Genomic DNA, 13011 nt, shown 5'->3' with positions numbered 1-13011 from the left:
AGAGGGCCGATGACGCGGACGAAGTGTGACTGTGTGCACAGAGATACGTTTAGTTATGAACCGCTCACTCGTCGATTTCCGTCCCGCTCCCGCTGCCGCTTCCGGCTATGCGGCGCAGGATGTCGGGCCGGACCACGATGACGCGGCGGCGGCTAGTGATGACGACCTTCCGGTCGCGCAACTCCTTCAGTAGCCGGGCGACCGCCTCCCGTGAGGCCCCGACCGAACCGGCGAACTCCTGCTGACTGAGCGCGACGGTGAGCTCGATGCCCTCCTCGGTCCGCGTGCCGTGGGTGCGTACGAGGTCGAGCAGCAGGAGGGCGAGCCGCTCGCGCACTGCCAGTGCCGCCCACTGCAGCCGGCGGCGGTCGGTGGAGCGCTGCCTGTCGGTGGCCAGGCCGAGGAGCTTGAGCGCCACCTGGGGGCTGCCGGTGAGGAATCTCGTGAAGCGGCTCTCCTCGATGGCCACCGCTTCGACCTGCTCCAACGCGGTCACGGTCGCCGAGCGGCCACGTCCGCTGAGGGAGGCGCCCTCGCCGATGATGTCGCCTGGGCCGCGCAGGGCGAGAAGGGCCTCGTAGCCGTTGGCCGCGGTCACCGTGACCTTGGTCCAGCCCTGCAGGAGCAGCAGCACATGGGTGGACGGCTCGTCCTGACGCATGATGACGCTTCGTGCGGGATAGCTCAGGGGCCGGCCGATCGCGAGCAGCGCGGTGCGGTCGTCTCTCTCGAGGCGTGCGAGAAAGGGGACCCGGTCATCCAGGCCGTCGCCGTCCCGCGCGTACGCTTGCCCCCCGGTCATCCCGCTGCCCCCGTGCACCGATGCCATTGATCTCGCAACCAGTCAACGTACTTGAGGTAGCCGTGCGGGGAACGAGCGACAACCAGCCGCACTGGCCGAGACCGATCACATCCGCGCCGAAAAGCCCGGCGTGTCGCCCCCCACCGCATTTGTTTTGACCGAACCCGATGAGGTAGGTACGCTCAGACCTTGTGCCTGGGGTGTGCCTGGGCTCGCGCGCGTGTCTTCAACCGCAGCGTGAGTCCGATAACGGCCGCCGTAATCTGCGCCACTTTCCGCCTTGCGGCAAGAGTCTGCAGTATTCGACACACCCGACCGCGTGGGTCGGCGATGTTCCAGGTTAGCTTTACTATTCGGCACACAGAAACCGGAGAAGTAGTGCCTACGATCCAGCAGCTGGTCCGAAAGGGCCGGCAGGACAAGGTCGAGAAGAACAAGACGCCCGCACTCGAGGGTTCGCCCCAGCGCCGCGGCGTCTGCACGCGTGTGTTCACGACCACCCCGAAGAAGCCGAACTCGGCACTCCGTAAGGTCGCGCGTGTGCGTCTGACCTCCGGGATCGAGGTTACGGCCTACATTCCGGGTGAGGGACACAACCTGCAGGAGCACTCCATCGTGCTCGTGCGTGGTGGCCGTGTGAAGGACCTGCCGGGTGTTCGTTACAAGATCATCCGCGGCTCCCTTGACACCCAGGGTGTCAAGAACCGCAAGCAGGCCCGCAGCCGCTACGGCGCCAAGAAGGAGAAGTAGAAATGCCTCGTAAGGGCCCCGCCCCGAAGCGCCCGGTCATCATCGACCCGGTCTATGGTTCTCCTCTGGTGACCTCCCTCATCAACAAGGTGCTGCTGAACGGCAAGCGCTCCACCGCTGAGCGCATCGTGTACGGCGCCATGGAGGGCCTGCGCGAGAAGACCGGCAACGACCCGGTCATCACGCTCAAGCGCGCGCTGGAAAACATCAAGCCGACTCTCGAGGTCAAGTCCCGCCGTGTCGGTGGCGCGACCTACCAGGTCCCGATCGAGGTCAAGCCGGGCCGTGCGAACACGCTCGCCCTGCGCTGGCTGGTCGGTTACTCCCGCGCCCGTCGCGAGAAGACCATGACCGAGCGTCTGCTCAACGAGCTCCTCGACGCCTCCAACGGCCTTGGTGCCGCTGTGAAGAAGCGTGAGGACACCCACAAGATGGCCGAGTCCAACAAGGCCTTCGCGCACTACCGCTGGTAGTCGCTACCCACATCGAGACCGAGAGAAGACTGAGCCGATATGGCTACCACTTCACTTGACCTGGCCAAGGTGCGCAACATCGGCATCATGGCCCACATCGACGCGGGCAAGACGACGACCACCGAGCGGATCCTGTTCTACACCGGTGTGTCGTACAAGATCGGTGAAGTCCACGATGGCGCCGCCACCATGGACTGGATGGAGCAGGAGCAGGAGCGTGGCATCACGATCACCTCTGCTGCCACCACCTGTCACTGGCCGATGAACGACGTCGACCACACCATCAACATCATCGACACCCCGGGCCACGTCGACTTCACCGTCGAGGTGGAGCGTTCGCTCCGCGTGCTCGACGGTGCCGTGACGGTGTTCGACGGCGTCGCCGGTGTTGAGCCCCAGTCCGAGACTGTGTGGCGTCAGGCTGACCGCTACGGCGTCCCGCGTATTTGCTTCGTCAACAAGCTCGACCGTACGGGTGCCGAGTTCCACCGCTGCGTCGACATGATCGTCGACCGCCTCGGTGCGACCCCGATCGTCATGCAGCTGCCCATCGGCGCAGAGGCTGACTTCAAGGGTGTCGTCGACCTCGTCACGATGAAGGCCTTCGTCTGGTCCGCAGAGACCAAGATGGGCGAGGCGTACGACATCGTCGACATCCCCTCGACGCACACCGAGGCCGCTGATGAGTGGCGCGGGAAGCTCCTCGAGGCTGTCGCCGAGAACGACGAGCAGATGATGGAGCTGTACCTCGAGGGCCAGGAGCCCAGCGAGGACCAGCTGTACGACGCCATCCGTCGCATCACCATCGCGTCGGGCAAGGGCGGCGACACCACCGTCACCCCCGTGTTCTGTGGCACCGCGTTCAAGAACAAGGGCGTTCAGCCCCTGCTCGACGCGGTCGTGCGTTACCTGCCTTCGCCCCTGGACGTCGAGGCCATCGAGGGCCACGACGTCAAGGACCCCGAGGTCGTCGTCAAGCGCAGGCCTTCGGACGAGGAGCCCCTTTCGGCTCTGGCGTTCAAGATCGCGAGCGACCCGCACCTCGGCAAGCTCACCTTCGTCCGGATCTACTCCGGTCGCCTGGAGGCCGGCACCGCGGTGCTGAACTCCGTCAAGGGCAAGAAGGAGCGCATCGGCAAGATCTACCGCATGCACGCGAACAAGCGTGAGGAGATCGCGTCGGTGGGCGCCGGCGACATCGTCGCCGTCATGGGCCTGAAGCAGACCACCACCGGTGAGACGCTGTGTGACGACAAGAAGCCGGTCATCCTGGAGTCCATGGACTTCCCGGCGCCGGTCATTCAGGTCGCCATCGAGCCCAAGTCCAAGGGTGACCAGGAGAAGCTGGGTGTAGCCATCCAGCGCCTCTCGGAGGAGGACCCCTCCTTCCAGGTGCACTCGGACGAGGAGACCGGCCAGACCATCATCGGTGGTATGGGCGAGCTTCACCTCGAGGTGCTCGTCGACCGCATGAAGCGCGAGTTCCGCGTCGAGGCGAACGTCGGCAAGCCCCAGGTCGCGTACCGCGAGACGATCCGTCGGGCCGTCGAGCGCGTGGACTACACCCACAAGAAGCAGACCGGTGGTACCGGTCAGTTCGCCAAGGTGCAGATCGCGATCGAGCCCATCGAGGGCGGCGAGGCGTCGTACGAGTTCGTGAACAAGGTCACCGGTGGCCGTATCCCGCGGGAGTACATCCCGTCGGTGGACGCCGGTGCGCAGGAGGCCATGCAGTTCGGCATCCTGGCGGGCTACGAGATGACTGGTGTCCGCATCACGCTTCTCGACGGCGCCTACCACGAGGTCGACTCCTCCGAGCTGGCGTTCAAGATCGCCGGTTCGCAGGCCTTCAAGGAGGCCGCGCGCCAGGCGAAGCCCGTGCTGCTCGAGCCGATGATGGCCGTCGAGGTCACCACGCCCGAGGACTACATGGGTGATGTCATCGGTGACATCAACTCTCGTCGTGGCCAGATCCAGGCCATGGAGGAGCGCAGCGGCGCTCGCGTCGTGAAGGGCCTCGTGCCCCTCTCGGAGATGTTCGGCTACGTCGGAGACCTCCGCAGCAAGACGTCGGGTCGCGCAAGCTACTCAATGCAGTTCGACTCCTACGCCGAGGTTCCGCGGAACGTCGCCGAGGAGATCATCGCGAAGGCCAAGGGCGAGTAACTCACCCGAGTTGACGCTTTAGGCTTGACTCCGGAGTCTCCGGGGCATTCCGACCCTCTTCGGGCCGGGTGCCCCGGGTGCCCCGGGCATCCCAGCAAAGATCACCTGGCGCCGATGAAGCAAGGCGTACAGAACCACTCCGCAGGAGGATTCAGTGGCGAAGGCAAAGTTCGAGCGGACTAAGCCGCACGTCAACATCGGCACCATCGGTCACATTGACCACGGTAAGACGACCCTCACGGCCGCCATTACCAAGGTGCTGCACGACGCGTACCCGAACCTGAACGAGGCTTCGGCCTTCGACCAGATCGACAAGGCTCCTGAGGAGCGCCAGCGCGGTATCACGATCTCGATCGCGCACGTCGAGTACCAGACGGAGACGCGTCACTACGCGCACGTCGACTGCCCCGGGCACGCGGACTACATCAAGAACATGATCACGGGTGCCGCGCAGATGGACGGCGCCATCCTCGTGGTCGCCGCCACCGACGGCCCGATGCCGCAGACCAAGGAGCACGTGCTCCTGGCCCGCCAGGTCGGCGTTCCGTACATCGTCGTCGCCCTGAACAAGGCCGACATGGTGGACGACGAGGAGATCCTGGAGCTCGTCGAGCTCGAGGTCCGTGAGCTCCTCTCCGAGTACGAGTTCCCGGGCGACGACCTGCCGGTCGTCAAGGTCTCGGCGCTCAAGGCGCTCGAGGGCGACAAGGAGTGGGGTGAGTCCGTCCTCAACCTGATGAAGGCTGTCGACGAGTCCATCCCGGAGCCCGAGCGTGACGTCGACAAGCCGTTCCTGATGCCGATCGAGGACGTCTTCACGATCACCGGTCGTGGCACCGTCGTCACCGGTCGTATCGAGCGTGGCATCCTCAAGGTCAACGAGACCGTCGACATCATCGGCATCAAGACCGAGAAGACCACCACCACGGTCACCGGCATCGAGATGTTCCGCAAGCTGCTCGACGAGGGCCAGGCCGGTGAGAACGTCGGTCTGCTCCTCCGTGGCATCAAGCGCGAGGACGTCGAGCGCGGCCAGGTCATCATCAAGCCCGGTTCGGTCACGCCGCACACCGAGTTCGAGGCCCAGGCCTACATCCTGTCGAAGGACGAGGGTGGCCGTCACACCCCCTTCTTCAACAACTACCGCCCGCAGTTCTACTTCCGCACCACGGACGTGACCGGCGTCGTGACCCTCCCCGAGGGCACCGAGATGGTCATGCCGGGCGACAACACTGAGATGACCGTTGAGCTCATCCAGCCCGTCGCGATGGAAGAGGGCCTGAAGTTCGCCATCCGTGAGGGTGGCCGGACCGTCGGCGCCGGCCAGGTCACCAAGATCAACAAGTAAGCTTCCCGCTTGCTTGCGGATCGGGGTAACCCGGTTGCTCTGAACTGAGCGCATCGCAGTAAAGGCAGTACACGCAGTAACGGAAGGGCCCGTACGACTTCGGTCGTACGGGCCCTTTCGCGTGCTGCTCCACCCGCGCCGGAGGCTTATGCGCCCGGCACGCCGACCTGGTTCTCATAGCGGGGCAGGCCCTCGGTCGAAGGCGTCCACTTGCCGATGGCGACGTCTTCGCCATAGACGAAGTCCTTACGGGTGGCGTAGTGCGGACCCTGGGGTGTCGGGTGGATCTCGGACAGGACCGGTCCGGTGAGAGCTGGACGCTGAAGTGACGGGTGGTGCGCGGGAGTTCGGCGGTTTCCTGATTCACGTCACTCAGCGTGGCCTTCGACTTCTACGCTGCTCAGTGACACGACGGTTGCGTACGGTGACTGCCCACGCTTTGTCCAGGGCTGTACTGCCTGTCCAGGGCGGCGTACGGGTACAGGCGCTGACGGTACGTGGCGGGGAAGTTCGGCGAGGCGGGAGGCGGAGGCGGATGGAACGGACGACGAGTGCCGCGACGGTGAGTGAGCAGGAGGCCGAGGAACCTGGCTGGGAGGTCGATCCGGACGACGAGCAGGGCGCGGCGATCGTCGCCTTTGTGGGGCGGCAGCTGCGGGCCCGGCGTGAGGCGGCCGGGCTGCGCGCCGCTGAGTTCGGTGCGGCGATGGGGTACGGGGAGGGCCTCGTCTACAAGGTCGAGTCGGGGAAACGGATTCCTCGGGCTGAGTACCTGGAGAAGGCTGATGAGGTGCTCGGGGCGGGTGGGGCTGTCGCGGCGATGAAGGAGGACGTGGCGGAGGCCCGGTATCCGAAGAAGGTTCGGGATCTGGCGAGGATGGAGGCGCAGGCTGCTGAGCTGCTGGCGTACGGCGACCACAACATCCACGGGCTGTTGCAGACGCCGCAGTATGCGCGTGCGCTGTTCGAGATGCGGCTGCCCGCTTACGGGCCGGACGAGATCGAGAGGGCGGTGGCCGCGCGCCAGGCCAGGCAGGTCATCTTTGAGCGCTCACCGGCGCCCGCGCTCAGTTTCGTGCAGGAAGAGGTGACGCTCCGACGCCCCCTCGGAGGCAGAATGGTGCTGCGCCGACAGCTCGAACGCCTTCTGGAGCTTGGCCAGTTGAGGGCGGTGTCGATTCAGGTGATGCCGACGGAGCGAGAAGAGCATGCCGGAATGCCGGGCGAGCTGCAGGTGCTGAAGTTCAAGGATGGATCGGCCGTGGGGCGGTCGGAAGGGGCGTTCAACGGCAGGCCGGTCACGGAGCCCAAGCAGCTCCACATCCTGGAACTGCGCTATGGCATGATCCGGGCCCAGGCTCTCACTCCAGGGGAGTCGCTGGCCTTCGTCGAGCAATTGCTGGGAGAAGCATGATCCGCAAGACCTCCGCTGAGGGCCTGCTCGAACTGGACTGGTTCAAGAGCAGCTACAGCAGCAACAGCAGCGAGGCCGACTGCATCGAGGTCGCCCGCGCCCCCGGCGCGGTCCACATCCGCGACTCCAAGAACACGCAGGGCCCCCGTTTCGCCGTGGGTGGCACGGCCTGGGCGGACTTCGTCGCGTACGCGTCCGGGGACAGGCTGTAGCCGGACTTTCCCCGGGAACGCGCCTCTGAGTGGAGGTCGGAGTTTGACCTTCGTCGGTCACCGGGTACGATCCCGGGCTCCGATTGGCCAGCGCCTGTACCCGTATGGCAGACTGTCGGGGTTGCTCGGTTGAGTGCCGATGCTGCGCGCCTCCCGCCGGGAGGACCGGAAGCGAGTCCCACAGTACTCGTCGCCCCATCTGCCGTAAGGCAGCGCTGGAGCGGACGTACGGGAATCTTCTGGGAAGCGTGGGCGGGGTACTGACCAGGCGCCCGGTGGGTTTCTTCTCCCCGGCCAGCGGTCCTTGGGCCGCGATCCCACAGCAGTGGATTTCCTTCGGGAGATTTCGTTGGTGAGATTGCGACACGCCCGACCGCGTGGGTCGGTCAGAAGATGAGTAGAACACCAGGTTCCAGAGCGTTTCGAGAGACAGGACTACCAAGTAGCCATGGCGGGACAGAAGATCCGCATCCGGCTCAAGGCCTACGACCACGAGGTCATCGACTCTTCGGCGAAGAAGATCGTCGAGACGGTGACTCGCACTGGTGCGTCGGTCGCAGGCCCGGTGCCGCTGCCCACTGAGAAGAACGTGTACTGCGTCATCAAGTCGCCGCACAAGTACAAGGACTCGCGCGAGCACTTCGAGATGCGCACGCACAAGCGCCTGATCGACATCCTCGACCCGACGCCCAAGACCGTTGACTCGTTGATGCGCCTGGACCTTCCGGCCGGCGTCGACATCGAGATCAAGCTCTGAGAGGCGCGGACAGATGACTAAGCAGATCAAGGGCGTCCTGGGCGAGAAGCTCGGCATGACCCAGGTCTGGGACGAGAACAACCGTGTCGTCCCGGTCACCGTCGTCAAGGCCGGGCCCTGCGTCGTTACCCAGGTCCGTACGAATGACTCCGACGGCTACGAGTCGGTCCAGATCGCCTTCGGCGAGATCGACCCTCGCAAGGTGAACAAGCCCCTCAAGGGTCACTTCGCCAAGGCCGACGTGACCCCCCGCCGCCACCTGGTGGAGATCCGCACCCCTGGCGCCAGCGAGTACACGCTGGGCCAGGAGGTGACTGCCGAGGTGTTCGAGTCCGGCGTCAAGGTTGACGTCACGGGCAAGAGCAAGGGCAAGGGCTTCGCCGGTGTCATGAAGCGTCACAACTTCAAGGGACTCGGCGCCGGTCACGGCACCCAGCGCAAGCACCGCTCTCCCGGTTCCATCGGTGGCTGTGCCACCCCGGGCCGTGTGTTCAAGGGCCTCCGCATGGCGGGCCGTATGGGCAACGAGCGGGTCACCACCCAGAACCTGACCGTTCACGCCGTTGACGCGGAGAAGGGCCTGCTCCTCATCAAGGGCGCAGTTCCCGGTCCGAACGGCGGCCTCGTCCTGGTCCGTACCGCGGCCAAGGGGGCTTGAGGAACCGATGAGCACCATTGACATCCTTTCGCCGGCAGGCGACAAGGCCGGGACCGTCGAGCTCCCCTCGGAGATTTTCGACGTAGAGAAGATCAGCATCCCGCTTCTCCACCAGGTCGTTGTCGCACAGCTGGCCGCTGCCCGACAGGGCACGCACAAGACCAAGCGCCGCGGTGAAGTCCGCGGTGGTGGTAAGAAGCCGTACCGCCAGAAGGGCACCGGCCGCGCGCGCCAGGGTTCGACCCGTGCGCCGCAGTTCGCAGGCGGTGGCGTCGTCCACGGCCCGCAGCCGCGTGACTACTCGCAGCGGACCCCGAAGAAGATGAAGGCCGCGGCCCTGCGCCACGCCCTCACCGACCGGGCCCGCAACGCTCGTATCCACGTTGTCACCAACGTGGTCGAGGGCGACATCTCCACCAAGGCCGCGAAGACGCTGATCGGCAAGGTCAGCGAGCGTAAGAACGTGCTCCTGGTCATCGACCGGGCGGACGAGACTTCGCTGCTCTCCGCGCGCAACCTGCCCCAGGTGCACATCCTGGAGCCGGGCCAGCTGAACACGTACGACGTGCTCGTCTCGGACGACGTGGTCTTCACCAAGGCCGCCTTCGAGTCCTTCGTGTCTGGCCCCAAGGCCGATGAGACCGAAGGGAGCGAAGCCTGATGGCAACGCGTCACCCGAGCATCGCCCCCAAGGCGGCCAAGGTCGCCAAGGCCGCGCGCCTCGCCAAGGCGAAGCGCCACGCCACCGAGGGCAAGAACACCGTTCAGACGCCGCTGAGCAAGAGCTTCACGGACCCCCGTGACGTCCTCGTCAAGCCGGTCGTCTCTGAGAAGAGCTACGCGCTCCTCGACGAGGGCAAGTACACCTTCGTCGTTGCGCCCGGCGCCAACAAGACCCAGATCAAGCAGGCCGTCGAGGCGGTCTTCTCGGTCAAGGTCACTGGGGTCAACACGATCAACCGCCAGGGCAAGCGCAAGCGCACCCGCACGGGGTTCGGTAAGCGCGCTGACACCAAGCGCGCGATCGTGACCCTTGCTGAGGGCGACCGTATCGACATCTTCGGCCAGGCCTCCTAACGGAGCGCCCTGGTCCGAATATCGGACGAGGACTGAGAAATGGGAATCCGCAAGTACAAGCCGACTACGCCGGGCCGTCGTGGCTCCAGCGTCGCCGACTTCGTCGAGGTAACGCGGTCCACGCCGGAGAAGTCGCTGGTCCGCCCGCTGCACAGCAAGGGCGGCCGTAACAACGCCGGTCGTGTGACCGTTCGCCACCAGGGTGGCGGACACAAGCGCGCCTACCGAGTGATCGACTTCCGTCGTCACGACAAGGACGGCGTGCCGGCGAAGGTCGCGCACATCGAGTACGACCCGAACCGCACCGCGCGCATCGCGCTCCTGCACTACGCGGACGGCGAGAAGCGCTACATCCTGGCCCCCCGCAACCTGTCGCAGGGTGACCGGGTCGAGAACGGACCGGGCGCGGACATCAAGCCGGGCAACAACCTGGCGCTCCGCAACATCCCGGTCGGTACGACCATCCACGCCATCGAGCTGCGGCCCGGCGGCGGCGCGAAGTTCGCCCGCTCCGCGGGTGCCTCCGTGCAGCTGCTGGCGAAGGAGGGCTCCATGGCCCACCTTCGTATGCCGTCCGGTGAGATCCGTCTGGTCGACGTCCGCTGCCGCGCCACGATTGGCGAGGTCGGCAACGCCGAGCAGTCGAACATCAACTGGGGCAAGGCCGGCCGTAAGCGCTGGCTTGGCGTTCGCCCGACCGTTCGCGGTGTGGCGATGAACCCGGTCGACCACCCGCACGGTGGTGGTGAAGGCAAGACTTCCGGTGGTCGTCACCCGGTCTCGCCGTGGGGTCAGAAGGAGGGTCGTACTCGTTCGCCGAAGAAGGCGAGCAACAAGTACATCGTCCGCCGCCGCAAGACGAACAAGAAGCGCTAGGAGCGGGTTTAGATGCCGCGCAGTCTCAAGAAGGGACCCTTCGTCGACGGACACCTCATCAAGAAGGTGGATGTCCAGAACGAAGCAGGTTCCAAGAACGTCATCAAGACCTGGTCCCGTCGCTCGATGATCGTCCCGGCCATGCTGGGCCACACGATCGCGGTGCACAACGGCAAGACCCACATCCCGGTGTTCGTCACCGAGGCGATGGTCGGCCACAAGCTCGGCGAGTTCTCGCCGACTCGCACCTTCCGCGGCCACGTCAAGGACGACCGGAAGTCGAAGCGCCGCTAGCGCGGGGTGGAACGACTATGACTTACACCGAAGGGACAACCATGGAAGCCAGGGCCCAGGCGCGGTACATCCGCGTCACGCCCATGAAGGCCCGCCGAGTGGTGGACCTCATCCGTGGCATGGATGCCACGGAGGCTCAGGCGGTCCTGCGTTTCGCCCCGCAGGCCGCGAGCGTGCCGGTTGGCAAGGTGCTTGACAGCGCCATTGCCAATGCTGCACACAACTACGACCACAGTGACGCCTCTTCGCTGGTCATCAGCGAGGCGTACGTGGATGAGGGCCCGACCCTGAAGCGGTTCCGTCCGCGTGCTCAGGGCCGTGCCTACCGGATCCGTAAGCGGACCAGCCACATCACCGTGGTCGTCAGCAGCAAGGAAGGAACCCGGTAATGGGCCAGAAGGTAAACCCGCACGGGTTCCGCCTCGGCATCACCACCGACTTCAAGTCGCGTTGGTACGCCGACAAGCTGTACAAGGACTACGTCAAGGAAGACGTCGCCATCCGTCGGATGATGACGTCCGGCATGGAGCGCGCCGGCATCTCGAAGGTTGAGATCGAGCGCACCCGTGACCGCGTGCGGGTGGACATCCACACCGCGCGTCCCGGCATCGTCATCGGCCGCCGTGGCGCCGAGGCCGACCGCATCCGCGGTGACCTCGAGAAGCTCACGGGCAAGCAGGTTCAGCTGAACATCCTCGAGGTCAAGAACCCCGAGGTCGACGCTCAGCTTGTCGCGCAGGCCGTTGCCGAGCAGCTGTCCTCCCGCGTCTCCTTCCGTCGCGCCATGCGTAAGAGCATGCAGTCGACGATGAAGGCCGGCGCCAAGGGCATCAAGATCCAGTGTGGCGGCCGTCTCGGCGGCGCCGAGATGTCTCGCTCGGAGTTCTACCGCGAGGGCCGTGTGCCCCTGCACACCCTCCGCGCGAACGTCGACTACGGCTTCTTCGAGGCCAAGACGACCTTCGGCCGTATCGGCGTGAAGGTCTGGATCTACAAGGGCGACGTCAAGAACATCGCCGAGGTCCGCGCCGAGAACGCCGCGGCCCGTGCGGGTAACCGCCCGGCCCGTGGTGGCGGCAACGACCGCCCGGCCCGTGGTGGCCGTGGTGGCGAGCGTGGCGGCCGCGGCCGCAAGCCGCAGCAGCAGTCAGCGCCGGCTGCCGAGGCCCCCAAGGCCGACGCTCCCGCCGCAGCTGCCGCTCCGGCTGAGAGCACCGGAACGGAGGCCTGACCGACATGCTGATCCCTCGTAGGGTCAAGCACCGCAAGCAGCACCACCCCAAGCGCAGCGGTATGTCCAAGGGTGGTACGCAGGTTGCGTTCGGCGAGTACGGGATTCAGGCCCTCACTCCGGCGTACGTGACCAACCGCCAGATCGAGGCGGCTCGTATCGCGATGACCCGCCACATCAAGCGTGGCGGCAAGGTCTGGATCAACATCTACCCGGACCGCCCGCTGACGAAGAAGCCCGCCGAGACCCGCATGGGTTCCGGTAAGGGTTCCCCCGAGTGGTGGGTCGCGAACGTCAAGCCCGGACGGGTGATGTTCGAGCTGTCCTACCCGAATGAGAAGACTGCGCGTGAGGCGCTTACCCGCGCTGCTCACAAGCTTCCGATGAAGTGCCGGATTGTTCGGCGCGAGGCAGGTGAGTCGTGATGTCGGCCGGTACCAAGGCGTCCGAGCTGCGCGAACTGGGTGACGAGGAGCTTCTCGCGAAGCTTCGCGAAGCCAAGGAAGAGCTGTTCAACCTCCGCTTCCAGGCGGCGACCGGTCAGCTCGAGAACCACGGGCGGCTCAAGGCCGTCCGTAAGGACATCGCGCGGATCTACACCCTGATGCGTGAGCGCGAGCTGGGCATCGAGACGGTGGAGAGCGCCTGATGAGCGAGAGCAACGTGACTGAGACCAAGAGCGACCGCGGATTCCGCAAGACCCGTGAGGGTCTGGTCGTCAGCGACAAGATGGACAAGACCGTCGTCGTCGCTGTCGAGGACCGCGTCAAGCACGCGCTGTACGGCAAGGTCATCCGCCGTACGAACAAGCTCAAGGCGCACGACGAGCAGAACGCTGCCGGCGTCGGCGACCGCGTCCTCCTGATGGAGACGCGTCCGCTGTCGGCGACCAAGCGCTGGCGCATCGTCGAGATCCTCGAGAAGGCCAAGTAAATCTCTGAGGGGTATCCCTC

Annotated in this window: 18 protein-coding genes; 17 read left to right on the top strand and 1 reads right to left on the bottom strand. The window is 65.5% G+C overall.

The window, feature by feature from the left end:
* Positions 1 to 64: 64 nt before the first annotated feature.
* Positions 65 to 802, bottom strand: coding sequence for a Crp/Fnr family transcriptional regulator (locus ACFVXC_RS12455; RefSeq protein WP_389904355.1), 738 nt, complete (start codon positions 800 to 802; stop codon positions 65 to 67).
* Positions 803 to 1180: 378 nt separating this feature from the next.
* Between ACFVXC_RS12455 and rpsL the strand changes: the two genes are divergently transcribed.
* From rpsL to rpsQ, 17 genes are all read left to right on the top strand, one after another.
* On the top strand, positions 1181 to 1552 hold the full coding sequence (rpsL, locus tag ACFVXC_RS12450) for a 30S ribosomal protein S12 (RefSeq protein ID WP_003948652.1): 372 nt from the start codon (positions 1181 to 1183) through the stop codon (positions 1550 to 1552).
* 2 nt (positions 1553 to 1554) lie between these two features.
* Positions 1555 to 2025, top strand: coding sequence for a 30S ribosomal protein S7 (rpsG, locus tag ACFVXC_RS12445; protein ID WP_003974303.1), 471 nt, complete (start codon positions 1555 to 1557; stop codon positions 2023 to 2025).
* 39 nt (positions 2026 to 2064) lie between these two features.
* Positions 2065 to 4191: an elongation factor G gene (fusA, locus tag ACFVXC_RS12440; RefSeq protein WP_389904353.1), complete on the top strand. Its 2127-nt coding sequence runs from the start codon at positions 2065 to 2067 to the stop codon at positions 4189 to 4191.
* Positions 4192 to 4345: 154 nt separating this feature from the next.
* On the top strand, positions 4346 to 5539 hold the full coding sequence (gene tuf, locus ACFVXC_RS12435) for an elongation factor Tu (protein WP_363212686.1): 1194 nt from the start codon (positions 4346 to 4348) through the stop codon (positions 5537 to 5539).
* A 535-nt stretch (positions 5540 to 6074) separates the two neighbouring features.
* The gene (locus ACFVXC_RS12430; protein WP_389904350.1) at positions 6075 to 6953 is read left to right on the top strand and encodes a helix-turn-helix domain-containing protein; all 879 of its coding nucleotides are present in this window, start codon (positions 6075 to 6077) and stop codon (positions 6951 to 6953) included.
* A complete protein-coding gene (locus ACFVXC_RS12425) occupies positions 6950 to 7165 on the top strand; it encodes a DUF397 domain-containing protein (RefSeq protein ID WP_389904348.1) in 216 nt (71 codons plus the stop codon). The genes ACFVXC_RS12430 and ACFVXC_RS12425 overlap by 4 nt, the downstream gene beginning before the upstream one ends.
* 448 nt (positions 7166 to 7613) lie before the next feature.
* The gene (gene rpsJ / locus ACFVXC_RS12420; RefSeq protein WP_003948644.1) at positions 7614 to 7922 is read left to right on the top strand and encodes a 30S ribosomal protein S10; all 309 of its coding nucleotides are present in this window, start codon (positions 7614 to 7616) and stop codon (positions 7920 to 7922) included.
* A 13-nt stretch (positions 7923 to 7935) separates the two neighbouring features.
* The gene (gene rplC, locus ACFVXC_RS12415; RefSeq protein ID WP_363212685.1) at positions 7936 to 8580 is read left to right on the top strand and encodes a 50S ribosomal protein L3; all 645 of its coding nucleotides are present in this window, start codon (positions 7936 to 7938) and stop codon (positions 8578 to 8580) included.
* A 7-nt stretch (positions 8581 to 8587) separates the two neighbouring features.
* Positions 8588 to 9241 carry a 50S ribosomal protein L4 gene (gene rplD, locus ACFVXC_RS12410; protein ID WP_389904346.1) on the top strand — a complete coding sequence of 218 codons (654 nt, stop codon included), beginning with the start codon at positions 8588 to 8590 and terminating at the stop codon, positions 9239 to 9241.
* Complete coding sequence (gene rplW, locus ACFVXC_RS12405) at positions 9241 to 9657, top strand: 50S ribosomal protein L23 (protein WP_389904343.1); 417 nt, start codon at positions 9241 to 9243, stop codon at positions 9655 to 9657. Before rplD ends, rplW begins: the two co-directional genes overlap by 1 nt.
* 39 nt (positions 9658 to 9696) lie before the next feature.
* On the top strand, positions 9697 to 10533 hold the full coding sequence (rplB, locus tag ACFVXC_RS12400; protein ID WP_160506661.1) for a 50S ribosomal protein L2: 837 nt from the start codon (positions 9697 to 9699) through the stop codon (positions 10531 to 10533).
* A gap of 12 nt (positions 10534 to 10545) precedes the next feature.
* Positions 10546 to 10827: a 30S ribosomal protein S19 gene (gene rpsS, locus ACFVXC_RS12395; RefSeq protein WP_160506662.1), complete on the top strand. Its 282-nt coding sequence runs from the start codon at positions 10546 to 10548 to the stop codon at positions 10825 to 10827.
* A gap of 41 nt (positions 10828 to 10868) precedes the next feature.
* Positions 10869 to 11216 (top strand): 50S ribosomal protein L22, encoded by a 348-nt coding sequence (rplV, locus tag ACFVXC_RS12390; RefSeq protein ID WP_016645177.1) that lies wholly within the window; start codon positions 10869 to 10871, stop codon positions 11214 to 11216.
* Entirely contained in the window at positions 11216 to 12058 is an 843-nt protein-coding gene (gene rpsC, locus ACFVXC_RS12385) for a 30S ribosomal protein S3 (RefSeq protein ID WP_160506663.1), read from the top strand. The genes rplV and rpsC overlap by 1 nt, the downstream gene beginning before the upstream one ends.
* Positions 12059 to 12063: 5 nt before the next feature.
* Positions 12064 to 12483 (top strand): 50S ribosomal protein L16, encoded by a 420-nt coding sequence (gene rplP, locus ACFVXC_RS12380; protein ID WP_135332557.1) that lies wholly within the window; start codon positions 12064 to 12066, stop codon positions 12481 to 12483.
* On the top strand, positions 12483 to 12707 hold the full coding sequence (gene rpmC, locus ACFVXC_RS12375; RefSeq protein WP_003998824.1) for a 50S ribosomal protein L29: 225 nt from the start codon (positions 12483 to 12485) through the stop codon (positions 12705 to 12707). The genes rplP and rpmC overlap by 1 nt, the downstream gene beginning before the upstream one ends.
* Complete coding sequence (gene rpsQ / locus ACFVXC_RS12370; RefSeq protein WP_361837218.1) at positions 12707 to 12991, top strand: 30S ribosomal protein S17; 285 nt, start codon at positions 12707 to 12709, stop codon at positions 12989 to 12991. The genes rpmC and rpsQ overlap by 1 nt, the downstream gene beginning before the upstream one ends.
* Positions 12992 to 13011: the final 20 nt, after the last annotated feature.

The organism is Streptomyces sp. NPDC058257 (genome assembly GCF_042881845.1).
Classification (GTDB): domain Bacteria; phylum Actinomycetota; class Actinomycetes; order Streptomycetales; family Streptomycetaceae; genus Streptomyces.
Note: the sequence above shows the minus strand (reverse complement) of the source record. Positions and strands in the feature narration are given on the sequence as shown.

What these genes read in the sequence shown, in the direction of transcription:
- rplV (WP_016645177.1), top strand. Translation starts at nt 10,869, where the DNA reads ATGGAAGCCAGGGCCCAGGCGCGGTACATCCGCGTCACGCCCATGAAG.
- rplD (WP_389904346.1), top strand. Translation starts at nt 8,588, where the DNA reads ATGAGCACCATTGACATCCTTTCGCCGGCAGGCGACAAGGCCGGGACC.
- rpsC (WP_160506663.1), top strand. Translation starts at nt 11,216, where the DNA reads ATGGGCCAGAAGGTAAACCCGCACGGGTTCCGCCTCGGCATCACCACC.
- ACFVXC_RS12425 (WP_389904348.1), top strand. Translation starts at nt 6,950, where the DNA reads ATGATCCGCAAGACCTCCGCTGAGGGCCTGCTCGAACTGGACTGGTTC.
- rplB (WP_160506661.1), top strand. Translation starts at nt 9,697, where the DNA reads ATGGGAATCCGCAAGTACAAGCCGACTACGCCGGGCCGTCGTGGCTCC.
- rplW (WP_389904343.1), top strand. Translation starts at nt 9,241, where the DNA reads ATGGCAACGCGTCACCCGAGCATCGCCCCCAAGGCGGCCAAGGTCGCC.
- rplP (WP_135332557.1), top strand. Translation starts at nt 12,064, where the DNA reads ATGCTGATCCCTCGTAGGGTCAAGCACCGCAAGCAGCACCACCCCAAG.
- rpsQ (WP_361837218.1), top strand. Translation starts at nt 12,707, where the DNA reads ATGAGCGAGAGCAACGTGACTGAGACCAAGAGCGACCGCGGATTCCGC.
- rpsS (WP_160506662.1), top strand. Translation starts at nt 10,546, where the DNA reads ATGCCGCGCAGTCTCAAGAAGGGACCCTTCGTCGACGGACACCTCATC.
- rpmC (WP_003998824.1), top strand. Translation starts at nt 12,483, where the DNA reads ATGTCGGCCGGTACCAAGGCGTCCGAGCTGCGCGAACTGGGTGACGAG.
- fusA (WP_389904353.1), top strand. Translation starts at nt 2,065, where the DNA reads ATGGCTACCACTTCACTTGACCTGGCCAAGGTGCGCAACATCGGCATC.
- ACFVXC_RS12455 (WP_389904355.1), bottom strand. Translation starts at nt 802, where the DNA reads ATGACCGGGGGGCAAGCGTACGCGCGGGACGGCGACGGCCTGGATGAC.
- rpsG (WP_003974303.1), top strand. Translation starts at nt 1,555, where the DNA reads ATGCCTCGTAAGGGCCCCGCCCCGAAGCGCCCGGTCATCATCGACCCG.
- rplC (WP_363212685.1), top strand. Translation starts at nt 7,936, where the DNA reads ATGACTAAGCAGATCAAGGGCGTCCTGGGCGAGAAGCTCGGCATGACC.
- ACFVXC_RS12430 (WP_389904350.1), top strand. Translation starts at nt 6,075, where the DNA reads ATGGAACGGACGACGAGTGCCGCGACGGTGAGTGAGCAGGAGGCCGAG.
- rpsJ (WP_003948644.1), top strand. Translation starts at nt 7,614, where the DNA reads ATGGCGGGACAGAAGATCCGCATCCGGCTCAAGGCCTACGACCACGAG.